We start from the raw sequence: 22,245 nt of genomic DNA on the forward strand, positions 1-22,245 counted from the left end.
TCATTGCAAGAAGCTACTTTTAGTAGCGACTAAGCAATCTAATTAATGTGGATTGCCACTACGCTCACGTGGCCTTGCAATGACGGGTTTTAACTTTCGCAGTTATGGCATAACCTAGGCTATTAAACCGATGTCTTACATCAATATTTGAGGTTATAATACTAATTGCAATAATGAACACGGTGTTAAAAAATGGGTTTTTAACTGATAAATAGGTACTCAAATAGCTAGGTTAATATTACCGCAAGGTTTTGAAGGTCATGATTTTATAAAAATGATGAAACATGAGCCGCATGGTCGAAATCGTATACGTTTATTGGCGATGTATCACCTTCAATTAGGCAAATCTTTTAAAGCCATATCTGAAATAGTGAAGTCACACTGGAAAACCGTGCAATCATCGCTCAGAAGATTTAGGAATCATGGTTTTGAAGGATTATTTGAATCACAAAGAAGCGGTGCCCCTAGGAAGATTAACACTATACAAGAATCTGCTCTTTTTGATAAAATCAATACGCTCAGTAAAAGTAAAACTGGTGGGTATATAACTGGAAAAGAGCTACATATCATGTTACTTGAGGAATATGGTGCTAAATGTGCTTTAAAAACAGTCTACAATACTATGCACCGCCTTGGTTTTAGCTGAATTACTTCTCGTTCAATGCATCCAAAGTCAAATCAAGAGACTCAAAATAGATATAAAAAAACTTTCCAGACATGTTAACAAAATTATTAGCAAAAAATATCGATAGATGTAAAGTTGATATATGGTCTCAGGATGAAACTAGAGTTGGGCAACAAGGTAGCTTAACTCGTATATATGGGCTAAGCGTGGCACTAGACCCCGTAAAGTTCGGCAACAGCAATTTATTTCAACATATATTTACGGAGCTGCTTGCCATGAGACAGGAGAAGCTTGTGCATTAATTTTACCATATGCAAACACACAGGCAATGAATAAATTCTTAGAAGAGCTTTCTCGCAGTATTCAAGGCAACCGACATATAGCTTTACTAACGGATAATGCAGGTTGGCACACAGCCAAAAAACTAACTGTGCCAAGCAATATCACTTTGATACTGCTTCCGCCCTATGCACCGGAACTTAATGCAATGGAACAAGTTTGGGAATGGATTAAAAATCATTTCTTGTCTAACCAATGTTATGGTGTATATGAAGATATCGTTACTATGGCTTGTTACGCTTGGAATCAACTTGCTCATAATGTAGATTTAGTAAAATCAATTATGTATAGAGATTGGATAAATACACCGTGTTAATTATTGCAATTGGTATAATACACTAATTGTCTATTTATTCTTGAATTTATTAGTTTAAAATGCTTATATAAAATCATTTTCAAAACCCACTATCCAAATCAGTGTATCATTATGTTAGAAGAAGATAGTTTTATTACTAATCTAGTAGATCAGGAATTTTCAGTTACTGAAATTTCTAGTAAGATCAAGGAGTTGCTAGAGAATAATTTTGGTTATATTAGAGTAAAGGGAGAAATTTCTGGTCTTAAGATAGCAACTTCTGGTCATGGTTACTTTAATCTTAAAGAAAATACAGCTATTCTAGCCTGTACTTGTTGGCGTCCTGTACTAGCAAAAATTAAGTTTGTACCAATTGATGGTATGGAAGTAGTAGCTAGAGGTAAGCTTTCTGGGTATGCAGGAAATTCACGATATCAGCTATCGGTAGAAGTCCTTGAACCTGCAGGTCTTGGTGCTATCATGCAAATTCTCAAGGAGCGGCAAGAGAGATTAGAAAAAGAAGGTATATTCAATAAACAAAAAAAGCCACTACCTTTTCTGCCTAATAAGATTGGGGTGGTTACATCAATGACTGGGGCGGTAATTAAGGACATTATACACCGTATTAATGACCGCTGTCCATCTCATATATTAGTATGGCCAGTTGCTGTTCAAGGCGAAAATGCTGCAAGTGAAATTGCTAGTGCTATTTCAGGATTTAATGAATTAGATAAAGATATAAAACCCGATATTATAATTGTTGCAAGGGGAGGGGGGTCTATAGAAGATCTGTGGGCTTGCAATGAAGAGGTAGTAGTACGGAGCGTATTTAATTCAGTTATTCCTATTATTTCTGCAGTTGGACATGAAGTGGATAATACTTTAATCGATTTGGTAGCTGACAGGCGAGCCCCCACACCAACTGCTGCAGCTGAATTTGCTGTACCTGTGCTTTCTAATTTACATTATACAATCAGTTCGTATTATGATGCATTATGCAGTCGTATTAATCAGCTAGTTAAATATGAACAGCAAGCAGTTAACTCTAATACTGACATTTTTAGGAGTATAACTACTTATATAGACTATAATCAACAACTTCTTGATGAACTCAGTTTTAGATTAACAGATTCTTTGCCTAACCTACTCAGATTTAAAGTGGCAAAACTTGACTCACTTAATATAGAAATATTAAATCCTCTAACAATAGTTAATTATCAGTCGTTGGAATTAGTGTATCAATCTAATTATATGCTAAAATCTATTAGCATTAAGTTAAAAAATTATGAGCATCAATTAAATTTAAATAATTTGCTACTTACAAGTCTAGATTATAAAACTGTACTAAAACGTGGCTTTGCGGTAATTAAATCAGAAAATGGAGAATTTATAACATCAAAAGTTGTTGCAAGCAAAAAACAAGAATTTAATATTAAGTTCTTTGACGGTGATATTAATGTATGCTGCAAAAACTTGGAATAGACCTTAATTTAGGAGAGCTAATGCAAAATGCAAGTACTTAAAAGTATCATCCCGATTATTATTATTGTGCAAAACTTTTTTACCTTTGCTAATCCTGAGGATAGTAGTAATCAACTATCTAATATTCAGGACAAATATTTTACTCAATGTACTGAAGAAATGTCTGATAAAGATAATTTGCTTGTTGATTGGTATCCACTAGAACCCTACCAATTTAGTCATATAGCTAAAAATGGTCACTATTGTGTTACTGGCTTAGATATTGAATTAATTAATAGTATTAGTAGCAAAATTAGCATTGGAGTACAATATGCTGATTCTATGTGGGAGCGAGCAATATCAAATATAGGGCATGGTGACAGTGATATGGTGGCGGGAGCTACTTATACTGCTGAGAGAGCAGACTTTGCCAATTTTTCTCTTCCATATCGATTTGAAGAAATTTCCTTATTTACTTTACGTTCAGCAAAAAAACATTTGAGTTTTAGTAATATAAATGAATTTTTAGCTCAGATACGTTTACTAAATTTCCGTCTTGGTATAATTACAAAAGCTGTTTATGGTGATGCAAGAACGACTGACTACCTAAATCAGGTGAGTAATAACGATATTATCATTAAATATGGAAGTAATCTAGAGTTATTTCATGGGTTGCTACGTAATGAAATTGATGGGTTTCTTGCTGACAGAATTTCAGGGGTAGCTCTTTCATTAAACTATATTAAAAAAGATCAAATAGAAGAAATCCCTACTGGTATTAAAACCCCTGTACATTTAATGTTCAGTAAGAAAACTGTAACTCCTAACATAGTTGCACGGTTTAACGATTCAATAAAAGAATTTGTCGATAGCGATGAATATAAAAAAATCGTTAAAAGCTATATATATCATATTTTATTGCCAAAATCTATTGATTCAGAATGGTGTTATATTATTGGAGTTATCGGGAGTATAGCATTCGCGATTTCTGCTATCACTATATCCTCTAAAACAAATGCCACGTTGTTTAGTACTTTTGTATTAGCAATGTTACCGTCTCTATTAGGATGTATTTTACTCGATATTATAATAGTACACCATGGTTATAATATAAATCTTGTTTTGACTCCATATTATACTTTTCGTGTTTTTATAACGGTACTTATTGGCTTCTTTACCGTTAAACTCCTAGCTTATTATAATAAGCAGTTATATGAGGATAGTTTTATCCAAAAAATATGGAGTAATCCTCTTGTTATTTGTGATTCTTTAGGGCAGGCATCCTTTATGATAATTGGCGTTGTAACCGTAATTGTACAAAGAATTGAACCGTTAGAGTTTTGGGGACCATGTTTTGCATGTTTGACTTCTAGTGCTGGTATAATATTGCGGAATTTAATTTGTAAGCATGACAAGAATATGGAGTATATACCTAGAGAAGTTAATTTTGAAATATTCATATTATGGGGTGGAATTTTTAGTATATTATTAGATGTTTATGCTTATAATCCTAATTATAATACAATAAAATATTCTATGATTACAGTAATTGCAGGTGCTTTTGTCAGTAGGTTTTTAGTTCACTACTATAATATTCCAAACTTAACTTTTCGTTCGGATAATGGGAGTACAAGTGTTGAAAGTTAAAAACCATCATTGCAAGGAGGCATGAGCCGACGAAGCAATCCACAAAAATATAATAAGTAATTTGGATTGCTGCGTCACCACTAAAGCGGCTTCTCGCAATGGCGTTTAACTAAAAGGGCACCGTCAAGTTAAGAGAAATGTAAATTAAGTATTGAGCAAATGTAGGGAATAATTTATAGATTATCAGTGACAATTGTTACCTAAATTTCAGTGCTATGTGTATTATATTCAATCCCCAAAGAGACATCGTTTTCCAGTAAGCATTATTAGCCATGCAGTATGGTTATATCATCGATTCAATAATAGTTACAGAGATGTACAAGAACAGATGGCCTATCGAGGTATTATTTTAAGTCATGAGACAGTAAGATTTTGGTGCAATAAATTTGCGGTTTATTTTCAAGATGTTATCAGAAAGCGAGAGAGGAAACCAACTGATACATGGCATTTAGATGAGATGAATATTAAGATTAAAGGCGAGGTATTTATATTATGGAGAGCTGTTGACTCTGAGGGGCATGAATTAGAAGTATTACTGCAGAAGCATCGTAACAAAAAATCAGCTATTCGTTTTTTATCAAAATTATTGGGTCATTATCCAGCTCCAAGAGTAATTGTTAGTGATAAGCTCAGAAGTTACATTAAGCCGATTCAGCTTATGTGCCCTAAAACTGAGCATCGCACTCATAAAACACTAAATAATCGTGTTGAGAATGCTCATCAACCAACTAGGCGCAACGAGAAGATATTAATTAAATTTAAGCATCCTAATTCAGCCCACTGTAAATTATCACTGATGGGAAAAGTCAGAAATATATTTGCCGTAAATGTTGGAAGATATAGTAAAACAGCAATTGAGCAAAGAATTGCATTTGCATCAGCTAAATCCATTTGGGACGAAGCCACTCAAAGACTTCTTGCTGCCTGAAATCTAAAAATATAGCTCTTTTTGATACTATTTTACTTAACTTGACGGTGCCCTCATATATCCAAAAAAATATTTTATTGAAAAAATGATAAGTATCAATAAGGTTGCCATGAACCTGGAATAATTATTTAATTATTATTAACCTGTATAAGAGGTTTGTCACAAAATCGCCAATTAATAATTATTGAGATAATTAGCAATATACAAAATAATATTAAGTCTTGTACATTATTAGAAAATCCTTTTATATAAAGTAACAAGAAAATAATAGGAGCAATAAATAATCTTGATGGCAATATAATTGTTTGCTTAGTTGCTCTAATCCCTCTAAAAATTAAGTAACCAAATAATAAGTATACCCAAAATGGTGTAGCCTTTAAAAAATATAAGATTTGCATTGTATATAACCTAAACTTCTGAAAGTTTTCTTGCTTCATCAGCCGATATCAAAGCTTCAATAAAGTCATCTAATTGCCCGTTTTTTACAATATCTTCTATTTTATAAAGAGTTAAGTTAATTCTATGGTCAGAAACTCGACCTTGTGGAAAGTTATAGGTGCGAATTCTTTCTGACCTATCACCAGAACCAACTTGACCTTTACGCACTTCGGCTCTTTCCATATCTTTTTTATATCGCTCTGCTTCATAAACTCTAGAACGAAGAATTTTCATAGCCTTAGCTTTATTTTTATGCTGTGATTTTTCATCTTGTAATGCAACGACAATACCAGTTGGTAAATGGGTAATCCTTACGGCTGATTCGGTGGTATTGACATGTTGTCCGCCAGCACCCGATGCCCTATATGTATCAATTCGTAAATCTTTGTCATCGATCTTAATGTCTACATCTTCTGCTTCAGGTAAGACAGCAACGGTAGCCGCAGAAGTATGTATCCTCCCACTTGACTCAGTCTCAGGAACTCTTTGCACTCGGTGTACACCTGACTCGAATTTAAGTTTGGAAAACACATCTCGTCCTTGAATTAGTGCTGACGCTTCTTTATATCCACCAATACCAGTATCTGAGATTGATAATATTTCAAAACGCCAGCTTTTTAATTCGGCGTATCTGTGATACATATTAAATAAAGTTGCAGCAAATAACGCTGCTTCTTCTCCACCACTACCAGCTCTTACCTCAATAATAGCATTTTTTGTATCAGCTTCATCTTTTGGCAACAAAGAGAGTTTTACTGCCTTTTCTAATTTAGGCATCAGTATCTCTAAACGATGCCCCTCATCATATATCATCGTCTGTGTATCATTGTCCAAATTTGCTTCTTGAGCCATCTCTTTGATGTCATGCAATTCAGATACAGATTTATTATATTCATTAATTGTTTGAACAATAGGCTCTAGCTCGGCATATTCCTTCGATGCTTTTATAAACTCATCTCCGACTATACCAGTGGCCAACTTTTTCGATAATTCTGTATGTTTATTCAAGATTTTTGCTAGATTATCGGAAAAACTCATAATTTATTCTATGATTTAAGTTTTAAGTTATGGTGAGGGTAGGGTGTCAATCAAACGTTATATGAGCATTAACGCAGGACTCTCCATAAATTTTTTAAATGAAGCTAAAAATTTAGCTCCAACAGCACCGTCAACGACTCTATGATCAGAAGAAAGAGTAACATCCATGATAGTAGCGACTTTTATCTGATTATTTTCAACTATTGCACGTTTTGAGCTTGCTCCTATTGCTAAGATACAGCTTTGTGGCGGATTTATTATAGCACTGAAGTTCTTAATACCGTACATACCTAAGTTAGAGACAGAAAAACTTCCACCCTGAAATTCTTCAGGAGTTAGTTTATTATCTCGAGCCTTTTTTATAAGAGTTTGTAATTCTTGCGATAATGTAATTATATCTTTTTGATCGGCATTTCTGACTATAGGCGTTATAAGACCATTATCAATTGCCACAGCAACCGATACATCAACATTATTATAATACCGAATAGCAGACTCATCCCAGCTAACATTTGCTTCCGGTACAGCTTTTAAAGCTTTTGCCACTGCTAAAATAACAAAATCATTAACTGTAATTTTAATTTTCCTCTCTTCTACAAGTGATTTATTTATATCTTCTCTAATATCCAATAACTTATCCATGTTACATTCTATTGAGAGATAGAAATGCGGTATGGTTTGTTTAGATTCAAGCAAACGTTTAGCAATAATTTTACGAATATTATTATTGGGGACGCACTTGTACTCTTCTTTATTGCTGTTCACCGCCCTAATCTTACCACTATTCGTGGGTAGCACTACGTATGATAACACATCTTTTTTTATTATTCTTCCATGAGGTCCACTACCTTGAATATTTGACAGATCGATATTATCAATAGCAGCTAGTCTTTTAGCCAAAGGCGAAGCATATATCCTGCCTAAAGCTTTCACATTCATTGTTTGCGGTTGCTGATCGTACTTAACCGGCTTAGTTTCTTCTATAGATGTTACTGGTTCTGTAGATGGTTTAGCAGAATTATCACTACTTGCTATAAAACTATCCAATAAGTTTGCATCTTCACCATCTTCAAGTAATACAGCGATAAGCGAACCCACCGGCACATTGTCTGTACCTTGTGGCACAATTATTTTAGCAAAAATTCCCTCTGCTACAGCTTCCACTTCCATGGTAGCTTTATCTGTTTCTATTTCTGCTACAACATCTCCTGGAACAACTTTATCTCCTTCTTTTTTAAGCCATTTTGCAATATTTCCTTCAGTCATAGTTGGAGATAAAGCAGGCATTAGAATTTTAATTGGCATAAATAGTTCTAATTAGTTGGTATTTTACTTGGATCAGGGCTGACTAACATAATTATCTGTTTACCTTCCATTTTAGGAGCAGAATCAATCTTAGCTAAGCCCTCTAGTTCTAACGATATGCGGTCAAATAACTTCATACCAATATCGTTATGGATAATCTCTCTGCCTTTAAACCATAAAGAAATTTTTACTTTGTCACCTTCCTTCAAAAAATCTTTGATCTTGCGAAGTTTCACATTAAAATCACCTTGACTAATGTTTAGCTTAAACTTCATTTCTTTAAGGACAATAACCCTTTGTTTTTTCCTACTGTCTTGGACACGCTTTTTACTCTCATATTTAAATTTACCAAAATCCAAAATCTTACAAACAGGTGGTTCGGCATTTGGTGAAATTTCTACCAAATCTAAACCAGCTTTTTCAGCTTGTTCTAGAGCATTCTTGATGCTAACGATGCCAAGCATCTCACCATTCTCGTCGACTAAACGAACTTGAATAGCCCTAATTTCCCTATTAGCCTTCGGAAAATTACTATTCTTAATTCCAGAAATGATATTTTCTCCATAAAAATTGTTATTAGTTATTGTTGTGTTTTTGTGTACTTTTTACACGTACGACACAGTTGCTTCCATTATACCCCTGGGATAAGAATTGATAAATTCTTATCCCAAATTCGCGTATTTATGTTAAATAGCGAATATTCTGATCTTTTACAAGCTTTACTAGATTTTGTAGAGAAATAATTTCCTGCTGATCTGATCCTAGTTGTCTTATAGTCACAGTATTATTTAGCATTTCTTGTTTACCAACAACGGCTATTATAGGTACTTTATTATTAGAAAAATAGCGTATTTTATAATTAATCTTTTCAGGCGAAATATCGACATCTGACCGTATTCCTTCACTAATCAACAATTTGTGTACTTCCAATGCATAGTCATTTAAGTCACTTGTAATGGTGGCAATAGCTACTTGTACAGGGGCTAACCATAAAGGAAAGCGTCCAGCATATTCTTCAATTAATATGCCTATAAACCGTTCAAAAGAACCAATTACAACTCTATGCAACATTACTGGTCTCTTTTTCTCACCGCTTACAGTAATATAATGAGCGTCAAGACGTTCCGGTAAAACAAAATCAACTTGCAGAGTGCCGCACTGCCATTCTCTACCTATTGAATCTTTAAGACAAAAGTCTAGTTTTGGTCCATAAAACGCACCATCACCGGGATTTAATATATAAGAATAACCGGCTTCTTTTACGGCATTTTTTAGAGCATTTTCTGCTTTATCCCAAACTTCATCGCTGCCAGCTCGTATTTTAGGACGATCTGAGAATTTAATTTTAATATCAGAAAAACCAAAATCCTTATAAACCTCGGTTAAGAGGCTAAAAAACTTTACTGTCTCACTGTTAATTTGTTCCTCAGTACAAAAAATATGTGCATCATCTTGTCGAAAAGCCTTTACTCTCATCAGACCATGCAATGCACCAGATGCTTCATTTCTATGACATAAACCAAATTCAGACATACGTAGTGGTAAGTCTCGATAACTTTTGATACCCTGCTTAAAAATCTGCACATGACATGGGCAATTCATTGGTTTCATGGCTAATGTTTTATCATCAGCAAGATTTAGAGCAAACATGTCCTCCCTAAATTTTTCCCAGTGACCAGACGCTTCCCACAGGCTTTTATCAACAAGCACAGGAGTTTTCACCTCGATATATCCAGTTTTTCTGATTTTATTTCTGATATATTGCTCGATAATGCGATATATACTCCAACCTTTATCATGCCAAAATACCATACCTTGAGCTTCTTCCTGAAAGTGAAACAATCCAAGCTCTCGACCTAATTTTCTATGATTACGCTTTTCTGCCTCTTCAATCATATAAAGGTATTTGTCTAACTGTTCTTTTGTTGCCCAAGCTGTCCCATAGATTCTTTGTAACATAGGATTTTTACTATCACCACGCCAATACGCTCCAGCCACTTTCACTAGTTTAAAATGTTTGATGAAGCCAGTTGACGGGCTATGCGGACCACGGCAAAGATCAACAAAGTTACCTTGGCGGTATAATGTAATCTCCTCACTTGCTGGAATCTCTGAAATTATCTCGGCTTTATAATGCTCGCCTATTGACTTAAAGAATTCTATGGCTTGATCGCGATTCCATACTTCTCTAGTGATATTTTCGTTTCTTTTGACGATTTCATGCATTTTTGCTTCTATCATCACCAAATCTTCCGGGGCAAACGGTTTATCTTTAGCAAAATCATAAAAAAAGCCATTTTCGATAGCTGGACCTATGGTCACTTGGACATTTGGAAATAATTCTTTAACTGCTTCTGCCGTTATATGAGCAGCATCATGGCGTAATATTTCCAAACACTCTGAATCTTTGCTGGTAAGAATTCTCAAATTACAATCAGATTCTATAGGTAAACTTAAGTCCTTTAGCTCGTTATTTACTTCAACAACCAAAGCATTCTTTGCTAGAGAAGTAGAAATTTGACTAGCTATTTCCAATCCCGTAATATTTTTTTCAAATTGTTTTTGCGTTCTATCTGGAAAAGTAATAGTAATCATTTTATTTTATCTAATATTGTATCTAATTTTTAGTACCTTGCATATTAGCTTGTTAATAGTTTATATTCAACTTAATTTTTAGGTTGTGAAGGTTTCTATATTAATGATCGATTTTGTCTTGCCTATTTTTTTGTTTAAAGAATTGATAGTTTTTTTGTGGTCGTATTTCGGCAACTTTGGTGTAAGAGCAATAGAAAAACAATAGAAAAGTAACAGAAAAGTTTTTGTGCAGAGTCACAGAATGTTCTAAATTCCTGATAAGTATCTGATAAGGCACCGTCAAGTTAAGTAAAATAGTATCAAATTTACGGCAAATATATTTCTGACTTTTCCCATCAGTGATAATTTACAGTGGGCTGAATTAGGATGCTTAAATTTAATTAATATCTTCTCGTTGCGCCTAGTTGGTTGATGAGCATTCTCAACACGATTATTTAGTCTTTTATGAGTGCGATGCTCAGTTTTAGGGCACATAAGCTTAATCGGCTTAATGTAACTTCTGAGCTTATCAGTAACAATTACTCTTGGAGCTGGATAATGACCCAATAATTTTGATAAAAAACGAATAGCTGATTTTTTGTTACGACGCTTCTGCAGTAATACTTCTAATTCATGCCCCTCAGAGTCAACAGCTCTCCATAATATAAATACCTCGACTTTAATCTTAATATTCATCTCATCTAAATGCCATTTATCAGTTGGTTTCCTCTCTCGCTTGCTGATAACATCTTGAAAATAAACCGCAAATTTATTGCACCAAAATCTTACTGTCTCATGACATAAAATAATACCTCGATAGGCCATTTGTTCTTGTACATCTCTGTAACTATTATTGAATCGATGATATAACCATACTGCATGGCTAATAATGCTTACTGGAAAACGATGTCTCTTTGGGGATTGAATAATACCAATTGCAATAATTAACACGGTGTATTTATCCAATCTCTATACATAATTGATTTTACTAAATCTACATTATGAGCAAGTTGATTCCAAGCGTAACAAGCCATAGTAACGATATCTTCATATACACCATAACATTGGTTAGACAAGAAATGATTTTTAATCCATTCCCAAACTTGTTCCATTGCATTAAGTTCCGGTGCATAGGGCGGAAGCGGTATCAAAGTGATATTGCTTGGCACAGTTAGTTTTTTGGCTGTGTGCCAACCTGCATTATCCGTTAGTAAAGCTATATGTCGGTTGCCTTGAATACTGCGAGAAAGCTCTTCTAAGAATTTATTCATTGCCTGTGTGTTTGCATATGGTAAAATTAATGCACAAGCTTCTCATGTCTCATGGCAAGCAGCTCCGTAAATATATGTTGAAATAAATTGCTGTTGCCGAACTTTACGGGGTCTAGTGCCACGCTTAGCCCATATACGAGTTAAGCTACCTTGTTGCCCAACTCTAGTTGCATCCTGAGACCATATATCAACTTTACATCTATCGATATTTTTTGCTAATAATTTTGTTAACATGTCTGGAAAGTTTTTTTATATCTATTTTGAGTCTCTTGATTTGACTTTGGATGCATTGAACGAGAAGTAATCCAGCTAAAACCAAGGCGGTGCATAGTATTGTAGACTGTTTTTAAAGCACATTTAGCACCATATTCCTCAAGTAACATGATATGTAGCTCTTTTCCAGTTATATACCCACCAGTTTTACTTTTACTGAGCGTATTGATTTTATCAAAAAGAGCAGATTCTTGTATAGTGTTAATCTTCCTAGGGGCACCGCTTCTTTGTGATTCAAATAATCCTTCAAAACCATGATTCCTAAATCTTCTGAGCGATGATTGCACGGTTTTCCAGTGTGACTTCACTATTTCAGATATGGCTTTAAAAGATTTGCCTAATTGAAGGTGATACATCGCCAATAAACGTATACGATTTCGACCATGCGGCTCATGTTTCATCATTTTTATAAAATCATGACCATGAAAACCTTGTGGTAATATTAACCTAGCCATTTGAGTACCTTTTATCAGTTAAAAACCCATCTTAGACCACTGCGTTAATTATTGCAATTGGTATAATACACATAGCACTGAAATTTAGGTAACAATTGTCACTGATAATCTATAAATTATTCCCTACATTTGCTCAATACTTAATTTACATTTCTCTTAACTTGACGGTGCCTATATGAGAGCTGTAAATCTAGAACTAGCCCTAAAATATAAAATAATGGAATTAATAATATCAAGTTGGGTGCTGGGGATCATGTTTTTTAAAGCAATATATTGTTATAGCTATGCAAACAAAATAAATAATCAGAAAAATTGGACCAAAAAGTCCTAAATTAATTAAAACTTTTTCAAGTGTTATAAAATTTTTACTAGACTTAGAAAGCTAATAATTATATAAACCTTAACGACCCTTATAACAGGGCCTGTAGTTCAGTTGGTTAGAACCCACCGCTCATAACGGTGTTGTCGCAGGTTCAAGTCCTGCCGGGCCCACCATTCTTCGATTTTAGTGCATTTTACGAATGCGTTAAAACTGACTAGAATATCAAAAAAATGTATTCTTGAAGCGGCTGGCACGAATGCATTTTAATCTATTATCGCTAATAATCTTAGCTAATGAAAGTGGCGGCTCATCGTAGCTACCTTAACACTGGTCTAGATAATGCTTTAAATATTGTCCAGTATAGCTCTCACTACAAGCAGCGATATCCTTCGGAGTCCCAGTAGCTACTATACTACCACCTTTATCTCCGCCCTCAGGACCAACATCTATAATATAATCTGCTGTTTTGACAACATCTAGGTTATGCTCAATAACTATAACCGTATTACCCATATCAACTAACTTATGCAGCACTTTAAGCAATTTATTAATATCATCTATGTGCAACCCTGTTGTTGGTTCATCAAGTATATATAAAGTTTTACCGGTTGAGCGTTTTGATAACTCTTTAGCTAACTTTATTCTTTGTGCTTCGCCTCCAGACAAAGTGGTAGCAGATTGTCCAATTTTTATATAACCAAGTCCTACCTCATTTAAAGTAACAAGTTTTTCGTAAATTAGGGGTACTTTAGCAAAGAAACTCATTGCATCCTCAACTGTCATCCTAAGAACATCAGCTATAGATTTATCCTTATATTTAACTTCAAGGATTTCTCTATTATACCTGTCTCCATTACAAACATCACATTTTACATAAATGTCAGGTAAAAAATGCATTTCTATTTTAATCAGACCATCACCTTGGCATAATTCACATCTTCCACCTTTAACATTGAATGAAAACCTACCAACTTTATAACCCCGTGCTTTTGCAGTTGGTAGTTCAGCAAACCAGTCTCTAATATAGGTAAACGCACCAGTATAAGTTGCTGGATTTGATCTTGGTGTGCGACCTATTGGTGATTGGTTTATATCAATAACCTTATCAATATATTCAAGACCTTTAATTGACTTATATTCTCCTGGAGAGTTTTTTGAAGAGGGTTCTAAAAATTTTAAAGCTGCTTTATATAAAGTGTGAATTATTAAACTTGATTTACCGCTACCTGATACCCCTGTTATTGCTGTAAAACTGCTCAGAGGAATTGTAATGTTAACATCCTGTAAATTATTAGAAATAGCCCCAGTTAATGCTATTACCTTACCCGCAGGTGATACTCTGGTATTTGTTGGTACTTCAATAGATTGTTTACCGCTTAAATAGCTACCCGTTATACTATTGGGACATTGTTTAATTTCCTCAATTATTCCTTGTGCTATTATATATCCACCGTGAATACCAGCACCTGGTCCGACATCTATGATGTGATCCGATTCGTACATTGTTTCTTCATCATGCTCAACAACAAGCACTGTATTACCAAGGTCTCGAAGATGCTTTAGAGTCTCTATTAATCTAGCATTATCACGTTGATGCAAACCAATTGAGGGTTCATCAAGTACATACAACACACCACTAAGACCTGAACCAATTTGTGATGCCAAGCGAATACGCTGACTTTCTCCACCAGACAGAGTTCCTGATGCTCTAGACAAGGCAAGATAATCAAGACCAACATTCATAAGAAATTGTAATCTTTCTTTGATTTCCTTTAATATACGTTCAGCAATAGTCATTTGTCTTTTATTGAGCTGTTTGTCTAATTGATTAAACCATTTCTGTAGTTGTAAAATACTCATGGTAGATACTTGTCCAATATGCATATCAGCGATTTTAATACAAAGAGATTCCATTTTTAGTCTATAACCTTCACAAGATGTGCATTTGTACTCTGATTTATATTTTAATAATTCTTCTTTTACTAAGGAAGAATCAGCCTTACGCTCCTTTTCTTGTAAGCTAGGTATTATTCCAGCAAAAGGTTGCTGTACCACCTGAGATTTAGAACCATCATGATATTGAAATTTTATAACATCGTCACCTGATCCATGGAATAATACTTGCTGTACAATATTTGGTAGTTCTACAAAAGGAGTGTCTAATGAAAATTCGTAATGACTCGCTAAAGCTTTTAATGTTTCTAAAAAAAACTTTGAGGATATTTTCCCCCAAGGTGCTATCGCTCCATCTTTAATACTAATTCTTTTATCTGGAACAATTAATTCTTTATCAAGACACAATTCTGTGCCGATACCTTCACATTTAGGACAAGCACCAAATGGGCTATTAAAGGAAAAAATTCTTGGTTCTATTTCAGTAATTTGAAAACCAGAAACTGGACAAGAATATTTTTCTGAGAAAATGATTTTTGAACCTTTAGTAAGGTTGGTTTCTAATCCATTTGGCAAGTCAACAATTTCAATATATACTATACCATCTGCTAGTTTAAGAGCTATTTCTAAACTATCTGCAAGCCTGATACCTAAATCATCTTCTAGAGAAATCCTATCAACAATTACTTCAATATTATGTTTTTTATTCTTATCAAATTTTGGCAGATTATCAATCTCATAAATTTCATTGTTAATAAATAATCGCCCAAAACCCTGTTTTTTAAGATCAAGCATTTCATGTCTGAATTCACCTTTCTGCCCTCTTATAATGGGTGCTAAAATGTATAATTTACTTCCCTTAGGAAGGTCACGAATAGCATCTATCATCTCCGATATAGTTTGATTCTTTATTGGTAAACCCGTTGCTGGAGAATATGGTACTCCTACCCGTGCATATAGTAATCTCAAATAATCATAAATCTCAGTTATAGTACCAACTGTAGAGCGTGGATTTTTAGATGTAGTTTTTTGATCAATAGCTATTGCCGGCGACAACCCAGAGACTGACTCAACATCAGGCTTATCCTGAAGATGCAAGAACTGCCTAGCATAGGAAGATAGACTTTCAACATATCTGCGTTGTCCTTCAGCATAAATAGTATCAAAAGCTAGTGAAGATTTACCAGAACCACTAAGGCCTGTAATGACAACAAACTTATTTTTAGGAATATCAACATTTACATTTTTTAAATTATGCTCCTTAGCACCACGAACTTTAATATATTCTTGCATAATGATTTTGTTATAAATTTTTAAGGAACTGTCAAAAAACTTGTAGCATTATAAGTTGTTTTGAATTACTATTGCAATAATAAAGTTTTAAATAAGTTAGGTAATGATTTGTGGCTGGTAGTTTAAATAAAGCAATATTAATAGGTAATTTAGGACGTGATCCAGAAATCAGGCACACGGCTGATGGTAAAGAGATAGCAAGCTTTAGTGTTGCTACTTCTGAGACATGGAAAGATCGTGCTACTGGAGAAAAGAAGGAAAAAACTGAATGGCATAGAGTAGTAATATTTAATGAGGGGTTGGTATCTGTTGTAAAAAATTATGCCAAAAAAGGAACTAAAGTTTACTTGGAAGGTAATTTACAAACTAGAAAATGGGTGGATAACCTTGGGCATGAAAAATATACAACAGAAATAGTGCTACAGAATTTTAACTCACAATTTATATTGTTGGATTCTAAAGGGGGTGGTACTCAATCACCAGATTCTGTTGCACCCAAAAATATGGTTACTAATTTTGACCATAGTGATCTAGATGATGAAATACCTTTTTAACTGACCACCTTACGCATGGTGTTTAAAAGTTATGGGAGAAACAACACAACGTCATTGCGAAACCACGTAGTGGTTGTGGCAATCCAAATCCATTAGGATTGCTTCTTCGCCACTAAAGTAGCTCCTCGCAACGACTCCAAGCTGCTTTCTCTATGGGTTTTAAATGCCATGCGTAAGATGAGTGATATAATTGAATAGTATCATGTTTAGTGCAGTAACAATTTTAATAGGGGTAATGATTATGCCATTAACAGAAAAGATAACAAATTTTTCTCCATATTTAAAAGATGGAGTGCTAGATTTCAATAAAGAGGGTAACAAATTCTCTAGTGGGAAAGGGGGGAACAGATGTTTTGAAAAGATATTTGATATAGGATGGTTAGCTGAATTTATAGAAACTACCCCAGGTATTATGGAACTTAATGCAGTTATGTGGGGTATTGGTGAGATGGGCATAGATAATTTCCGGTTACTAATAAACGCAATAAAGAAGAGTAAAATTACTGCTATTAATTTTGAAAATAATAGCTTCAGTACCGAAATGGCAAAGGGAATATCTGAGCTTAAGCTTACTAAGCTCAATCTAGGTGGCTGTAACATTGGTGATGAAGGAATAATAGAAATAGTTAACAGCCTCCATGGTCTTGAATATTTTGATGCGAGAGCAAATTATATAACTAATAAAGTATATAACTAATAAAGGAGCATATGCAATGGTTAAAGCTCTTCCTAAGATCAAAGCTTTTGGGATTAGTTATGGCAATGACATAAGTTGTGACATGTTACAACAAGTAGCTGCAGCACATACTACCTTTACTGTATTTGATGCATACTCTTGTAATTATAGTTTGCAAGCACTATCGGAAATAGTCGGACTATTACTGCCTAATTGTGCACTTAACCAGTAGGGGAAAATAATGACGCCCCTCCTCTTGTTGGAGTAGTAGCAAATTTAGAGGGATAGTAAGCAGGGTAATTTAAAAGTAGGGCTGCAGGTCTAATAGAGAAAGGAAGAAGTGCTTAAATGCACTCGATGTCATTCCCGCCGTTGCTAAGAATGACATCGTTGGTAGTTGAGCTTATATCTATAACAACTACTAATTGTGACTTTTAAATTACCCTGAGTAAAGGATATAAGGAAAATGTTGACATTTTTTGATGTTACATCAATCTGCACAAATGCTTTTTATGAACTAGGTTTGTCTGTGGCTAATCTTGTTAACATAGTCACTAAGCCTAGAATTGCTCTACTTTTTATCCCTCTTCTGCTTTCTTCTTGTGCTTCGTCTATAGAGACAAGGGTTAAGGAAGCAGAAAAGGTGGCTTCAATAAACAAGTTTGAGAAGAAACTTGTTAAGGCAGGGGATTTTGTCATTACAACTTACCAACGTGTTTCAGATAAAGATAGTCCTTATGTGTTTTATATTGAAGGTGATGGGAGTATTAGTATAGGACGCTATGCCATTGCAGACAATCCAACCCCTTCCAAGGTTATGTTATTTAAGCTTGCTACCCTTGATACTAGACCTAATATAGTTTATATAGCTCGTCCATGCCAATATACACCAGTGGAGCTTAATCCAAACTGTAATCAAGCCTATTGGACAGACAAAAGAATGGCTGAAGAGGTGATAGAATCAACAAATATAGTAATAAATAGTATAAATAATGGTAATCCAGCTAGTTTGGTTGGTTTTTCTGGTGGTGGTGGAGTTGCTATCTTGGTGGCAGCAAGAAATAAGCATATTAAAGATATAATAACTATAGCTGGTAATCTTGATATTGAGAATTTCAGTAAACATCATGGGATATATGCGTTAAAGGAGTCACTAAATCCCATAGATTATGCAATAAAAATTAGCAATATTCCGCAATTACATCTTTCAGGAAGCAAGGATGCAATAGTACCGAGCAAAATTATGCAGGGCTATATAAAAACTAGTCCTTTAGATTGTACACAGCAAAAGATTTTCCCCAATATTACTCATACCAAAGGCTGGGATAAGGTGTGGCAGGAGGTGTTAAAAATTAATCTTACCTGTGGGTATAACAAGAAAATTGGGACGTAAAATAACAAAGCCAATTCGATATAAGAATTAAGCTTACTTATAGGAGATTTTTATGCAGAAGGCAGTAGTTTTAGTTAGTGGCGGTGCAGATTCAGCTACAGTACTAGCAATGATAGAAAAAATGAATTACGAAATTCATGCCATAAGTTTTAACTATTCTCAACATAATAATATTGAACTTGAGAAAGTTAAAGAGTTAGTTAAGAACTATAATATCAAACAACATAAAATTGTAAATATTGATTTACGTAGCTTTGGCGGATCAGCTCTTACTGATGATGCCATAGAAGTACCAAAATATAAAGATCATAGTGATTTAGGGGATAATATACCAATCACTTATGTACCAGCACGTAATACTATATTTTTAAGTTATGCTTTGGGATTTAGTGAAATAATAGGAGCCTTTGATATTTTTATGGGGGTACACGCAACTGATTATGCTAATTACCCAGATTGCCGTCCAGAGTACCTAGACGCTTTTGAGAAGCTTGCTAATCTTGCAACTGCGGTAGGAGTATTGGGTACACGAATTACCATTCATGCTCCCTTAATAAATATGACAAAAGGGCAAATTATCAAAACTGGTCTAGAATTAGGAGTAGATTACTCCAAAACAATTTCTTGTTATGACCCATTAGATAATGGGTCATCTTGTGGAACGTGTCATGCCTGCTTACTTAGACTTAAGGCCTTTGAAGAAAATAATACAATTGACCCAATTAATTATAAAATCGCTTCTACACATGCTTAATAGTTTTATATATCATCAATTTCCTATGTTAGACCTAGACAACATAGTACTGAGAGAATTAACTAGTGATGATTCAGAAGACTATTTTGGTTATATGAATAAATTAGAGATGAGTCCTTTCTTGACAGATAACAACATTCCATCAACTATTCCACAAGCTGCTGATGAACTAAAATATTGGTCTAGCTTATTTCATCACCAAAGAGGGTTTTACTGGGGTGTTTCCCTTAAAGATAATAATAAACTTATAGGCACGGCTGGGTTTAATACTGTTTCTACAATGCACCTCAAAGCAGAAATAAGCTACGATCTTGATCCTGCATTTTGGGGTAAAGGAATTATGCTAAAATCAATCAAAGCTATTTTAAGATTTATAGAATATGCTGGCATTGTGCGAACCCAAGCTACTGTAATAAATGACAATTTACGTTCAATTAATGTTTTAGAACGATGTAATTTTGTCAAAGAGGGTTTGCTTAAGAAATATGAAATTGTTCAAGGAGTACATAGGGATTATTATATTTACGCTAGAGTGCTTTAGGTTTCTGTAAAAATTTTTAACCTAAAACAAATCAGTTTGATGTAAGACATCGGTTTAATAGCCTACGGTGTCGTCCTTGCAAGCGTTATGTCATTCCCCTGCGTAAAAGGGCGGCAGAGGAATCTAGAAAAATGACCAAGATAGCTTGTGTTGAGTTATTTTATACCAATTGCAATAATGAACACGGTGTATTTATCCAATCTCTATACATAATTGATTTTACTAAATCTACATTATGAGCAAGTTGATTCCAAGCGTAACAAGCCATAGTAACGATATCTTCATATACACCATAACATTGGTTAGACAAGAAATGATTTTTAATCCATTCCCAAACTTGTTCCATTGCATTAAGTTCCGGTGCATAGGGCGGAAGCGGTATCAAAGTGATATTGCTTGGCACAGTTAGTTTTTTGGCTGTGTGCCAACCTGCATTATCCATTAGTAAAGCCATATGTCGGTTGCCTTGAATACTGCGAGAAAGCTCTTCTAAGAATTTATTCATTGCCTGTGTGTTTGCATATGGTAAAATTAATGCACAAGCTTCTCCTGTCTCATGGCAAGCAGCTCCGTAAATATATGTTGAAATAAATTGCTGTTGCCGAACTTTACGGGGTCTAGTGCCACGCTTAGCCCATATACGAGTTAAGCTACCTTGTTGCCCAACTCTAGTTTCATCCTGAGACCATATATCAACTTTACATCTATCGATATTTTTTGCTAATAATTTTGTTAACATGTCTGGAAAGTTTTTTTATATCTATTTTGAGTCTCTTGATTTGATTTTGGATGCATTGAACGAGAAGTAATCCAGCTAAAACCAAGGCGGTGCATAGTATTGTAGACTGTTTTTAAAGCACATTTAGCACCATATTCCTCAACTAACATGATATGTAGCTCCTTTCCAGTTATATACCCACCAGTTTTACTTTCACTGAGCGTATTGATTTTATCAAAAATAGCAGACTCTTGTATACTGTTAATCTTCCTAGGGGCACCGCTTCTTTGTGATTCAAATAATCCTTCAAAACCATGATTCCTAAATCTTCTGAGCGATGATTGCACAGTTTTCCAGTGTGACTTCACTATTTCAGATATGGCTTTAAAAGATTTGCCTAATTGAAGGTGATACATCGCCAATAAACGTATACGATTTCGACCATGCGGCTCATGTGTCATCATTTTTATAAAATCATGACCTTCAAAACCTTGCGGTAATATTAACCTAGCTATTTGAGTACCTATTTATCAGTTAAAAACCCATTTTATAACACCGTGTTAATTATTGCAATTAGTATTAGCCCCCTGCCTACGTAGGGGTGACATACCCCCTAATGGCGATGATTACTTGAGCCTACTATTAATTTATTACATCAATACTTGAGGTTATAAATCAATATCAAAATGAAGTAAAGATAGGGAAATATCGACTATAAGCATAGAAATGAGGATTTTGGAAGTTCTTCTTTTGATACACTAATTCATTTCCATCTATATCCACAATATTTCCACCACTAGCTTTAATTAACGCATGTCCCGCTGCAATATCCCATTCCATAGTTGGACCAAACTTGGGATAAATATCCGCTTTCCCTTCTGCTACTAAACATAATTTAATTGAACTTGGTATGGTAACTATTTCAGTAATTAGATGTTTCTTTAGGAATTCCTTGATATCTGAATTTGACGAACGTGAGCTAACAACAGCCCTATAATGAGTTTTAGGTAAGGCATCGAAGTTTGTTTCTACGCCATTTTGTTCAATTCTTAAAGCATTATTAGCATCTGTATAATATAATTTCTGCACAGATGGTTGATAGATAAAACCAATAATAGGCATACCATTTTTTATCAATGCAATATTTACTGTATACGTATCCTCACCTTTTATATAACTTTTGGTACCATCAATCGGATCAATCAACCAACATTGATTGTCATTCAGAGCAATTATATCTCTTTCTTCACAAACTACAGGAATATTAGGTGCTAGGTTCTTTAAACCATGATATATAAAGCTACTAATTTCCTTATCAGCATTTGTCACGGGAGAATTATCATCTTTATAAGAAACTATTAACCCTAAATCTCTTCTAATTAAAGCAATCCCACCAGCTTCAGTAATTAAACTTTTTAAAGACTTAATTAAATTAAGCATCATTTATTATTC

General features: G+C 34.4%; 23 protein-coding genes and 1 tRNA gene. 12 read left to right on the forward strand and 12 right to left on the reverse strand.

What is annotated here, in order from left to right; all coding sequences use genetic code 11:
- The first annotated feature begins 274 nt into the window (after positions 1–274).
- From ACFE3K_RS02535 to ACFE3K_RS02560, 6 genes are all read left to right on the forward strand, one after another.
- Positions 275–646: a helix-turn-helix domain-containing protein gene (locus tag ACFE3K_RS02535; protein WP_375359237.1), complete on the forward strand. Its 372-nt coding sequence runs from the start codon at positions 275–277 to the stop codon at positions 644–646.
- Between the two features lie 71 nt (positions 647–717).
- A complete protein-coding gene (locus ACFE3K_RS02540) occupies positions 718–927 on the forward strand; it encodes a hypothetical protein (RefSeq protein ID WP_375359238.1) in 210 nt (69 codons plus the stop codon).
- On the forward strand, positions 870–1,280 hold the full coding sequence (locus ACFE3K_RS02545) for a transposase (protein WP_375359457.1): 411 nt from the start codon (positions 870–872) through the stop codon (positions 1,278–1,280). The genes ACFE3K_RS02540 and ACFE3K_RS02545 overlap by 58 nt, the downstream gene beginning before the upstream one ends.
- A 111-nt stretch (positions 1,281–1,391) precedes the next feature.
- On the forward strand, positions 1,392–2,741 hold the full coding sequence (xseA, locus tag ACFE3K_RS02550; RefSeq protein ID WP_375359239.1) for an exodeoxyribonuclease VII large subunit: 1,350 nt from the start codon (positions 1,392–1,394) through the stop codon (positions 2,739–2,741).
- 27 nt (positions 2,742–2,768) lie between these two features.
- Entirely contained in the window at positions 2,769–4,367 is a 1,599-nt protein-coding gene (locus ACFE3K_RS02555) for a substrate-binding periplasmic protein (protein WP_375359240.1), read from the forward strand.
- Between the two features lie 217 nt (positions 4,368–4,584).
- On the forward strand, positions 4,585–5,295 hold the full coding sequence (locus ACFE3K_RS02560; RefSeq protein WP_375359241.1) for an IS6 family transposase: 711 nt from the start codon (positions 4,585–4,587) through the stop codon (positions 5,293–5,295).
- 408 nt (positions 5,296–5,703) lie between these two features.
- Here ACFE3K_RS02560 and prfA read toward each other — a convergent pair whose 3' ends face one another.
- The 8 genes from prfA to ACFE3K_RS02600 all read right to left on the reverse strand — a co-directional run bounded on the left by prfA (position 5,704) and on the right by ACFE3K_RS02600 (position 12,649).
- On the reverse strand, positions 5,704–6,771 hold the full coding sequence (prfA, locus tag ACFE3K_RS02565) for a peptide chain release factor 1 (RefSeq protein WP_375359242.1): 1,068 nt from the start codon (positions 6,769–6,771) through the stop codon (positions 5,704–5,706).
- A 57-nt stretch (positions 6,772–6,828) separates the two neighbouring features.
- Positions 6,829–8,076 carry a pyruvate dehydrogenase complex dihydrolipoamide acetyltransferase gene (locus tag ACFE3K_RS02570; protein ID WP_375359243.1) on the reverse strand — a complete coding sequence of 416 codons (1,248 nt, stop codon included), beginning with the start codon at positions 8,074–8,076 and terminating at the stop codon, positions 6,829–6,831.
- Positions 8,077–8,084: 8 nt separating this feature from the next.
- A complete protein-coding gene (infC, locus tag ACFE3K_RS02575) occupies positions 8,085–8,660 on the reverse strand; it encodes a translation initiation factor IF-3 (RefSeq protein ID WP_375359458.1) in 576 nt (191 codons plus the stop codon).
- Positions 8,661–8,757: 97 nt separating this feature from the next.
- Positions 8,758–10,671: a threonine--tRNA ligase gene (gene thrS, locus ACFE3K_RS02580; RefSeq protein ID WP_375359244.1), complete on the reverse strand. Its 1,914-nt coding sequence runs from the start codon at positions 10,669–10,671 to the stop codon at positions 8,758–8,760.
- Between the two features lie 279 nt (positions 10,672–10,950).
- Positions 10,951–11,601 carry an IS6 family transposase gene (locus ACFE3K_RS02585; protein WP_375359245.1) on the reverse strand — a complete coding sequence of 217 codons (651 nt, stop codon included), beginning with the start codon at positions 11,599–11,601 and terminating at the stop codon, positions 10,951–10,953.
- Positions 11,595–11,948, reverse strand: a complete 354-nt coding sequence (locus ACFE3K_RS02590) for a transposase (protein WP_375359450.1) — start codon at positions 11,946–11,948, stop codon at positions 11,595–11,597. Before ACFE3K_RS02590 ends, ACFE3K_RS02585 begins: the two co-directional genes overlap by 7 nt.
- 15 nt (positions 11,949–11,963) lie before the next feature.
- Complete coding sequence (locus ACFE3K_RS02595) at positions 11,964–12,155, reverse strand: hypothetical protein (protein WP_375359246.1); 192 nt, start codon at positions 12,153–12,155, stop codon at positions 11,964–11,966.
- Positions 12,149–12,649 carry a helix-turn-helix domain-containing protein gene (locus ACFE3K_RS02600; RefSeq protein WP_375358475.1) on the reverse strand — a complete coding sequence of 167 codons (501 nt, stop codon included), beginning with the start codon at positions 12,647–12,649 and terminating at the stop codon, positions 12,149–12,151. The genes ACFE3K_RS02595 and ACFE3K_RS02600 overlap by 7 nt, the downstream gene beginning before the upstream one ends.
- Positions 12,650–13,067: 418 nt before the next feature.
- On the opposite strand from ACFE3K_RS02600, the gene ACFE3K_RS02605 reads away from it, so the two are divergent.
- Positions 13,068–13,144: transfer RNA gene (locus ACFE3K_RS02605), tRNA-Ile, on the forward strand.
- Positions 13,145–13,292: 148 nt separating this feature from the next.
- Here ACFE3K_RS02605 and uvrA read toward each other — a convergent pair.
- Positions 13,293–16,157, reverse strand: coding sequence for an excinuclease ABC subunit UvrA (uvrA, locus tag ACFE3K_RS02610; protein ID WP_375359247.1), 2,865 nt, complete (start codon positions 16,155–16,157; stop codon positions 13,293–13,295).
- Between the two features lie 110 nt (positions 16,158–16,267).
- Between uvrA and ssb the strand changes: the two genes are divergently transcribed.
- From ssb to ACFE3K_RS02635, 5 genes are all read left to right on the forward strand, one after another.
- Entirely contained in the window at positions 16,268–16,711 is a 444-nt protein-coding gene (gene ssb, locus ACFE3K_RS02615) for a single-stranded DNA-binding protein (RefSeq protein WP_375359248.1), read from the forward strand.
- Positions 16,712–16,913: 202 nt separating this feature from the next.
- The gene (locus tag ACFE3K_RS02620; RefSeq protein ID WP_375359249.1) at positions 16,914–17,408 is read left to right on the forward strand and encodes a hypothetical protein; all 495 of its coding nucleotides are present in this window, start codon (positions 16,914–16,916) and stop codon (positions 17,406–17,408) included.
- Between the two features lie 502 nt (positions 17,409–17,910).
- Complete coding sequence (locus tag ACFE3K_RS02625; RefSeq protein ID WP_375359250.1) at positions 17,911–18,780, forward strand: alpha/beta hydrolase; 870 nt, start codon at positions 17,911–17,913, stop codon at positions 18,778–18,780.
- Positions 18,781–18,832: 52 nt separating this feature from the next.
- Positions 18,833–19,534, forward strand: a complete 702-nt coding sequence (queC, locus tag ACFE3K_RS02630) for a 7-cyano-7-deazaguanine synthase QueC (RefSeq protein ID WP_375359251.1) — start codon at positions 18,833–18,835, stop codon at positions 19,532–19,534.
- Positions 19,527–20,075: a GNAT family N-acetyltransferase gene (locus ACFE3K_RS02635; protein ID WP_375359252.1), complete on the forward strand. Its 549-nt coding sequence runs from the start codon at positions 19,527–19,529 to the stop codon at positions 20,073–20,075. Before queC ends, ACFE3K_RS02635 begins: the two co-directional genes overlap by 8 nt.
- Before the next feature lie 160 nt (positions 20,076–20,235).
- Here the strand turns inward: ACFE3K_RS02635 and ACFE3K_RS02640 are convergent, their stop codons facing one another.
- From ACFE3K_RS02640 to ACFE3K_RS02650, 3 genes are all read right to left on the reverse strand, one after another.
- Positions 20,236–20,814 carry an IS630 family transposase gene (locus ACFE3K_RS02640; protein WP_375359253.1) on the reverse strand — a complete coding sequence of 193 codons (579 nt, stop codon included), beginning with the start codon at positions 20,812–20,814 and terminating at the stop codon, positions 20,236–20,238.
- Positions 20,808–21,257: a helix-turn-helix domain-containing protein gene (locus tag ACFE3K_RS02645; protein ID WP_375359254.1), complete on the reverse strand. Its 450-nt coding sequence runs from the start codon at positions 21,255–21,257 to the stop codon at positions 20,808–20,810. The genes ACFE3K_RS02640 and ACFE3K_RS02645 overlap by 7 nt, the downstream gene beginning before the upstream one ends.
- A gap of 217 nt (positions 21,258–21,474) precedes the next feature.
- Positions 21,475–22,236, reverse strand: coding sequence for a 3'(2'),5'-bisphosphate nucleotidase CysQ (locus ACFE3K_RS02650; RefSeq protein ID WP_375359256.1), 762 nt, complete (start codon positions 22,234–22,236; stop codon positions 21,475–21,477).
- Positions 22,237–22,245: the final 9 nt, after the last annotated feature.

Source organism: Candidatus Tisiphia endosymbiont of Neophilaenus lineatus (genome assembly GCF_964264975.1).
Lineage (GTDB): Bacteria > Pseudomonadota > Alphaproteobacteria > Rickettsiales > Rickettsiaceae > Tisiphia.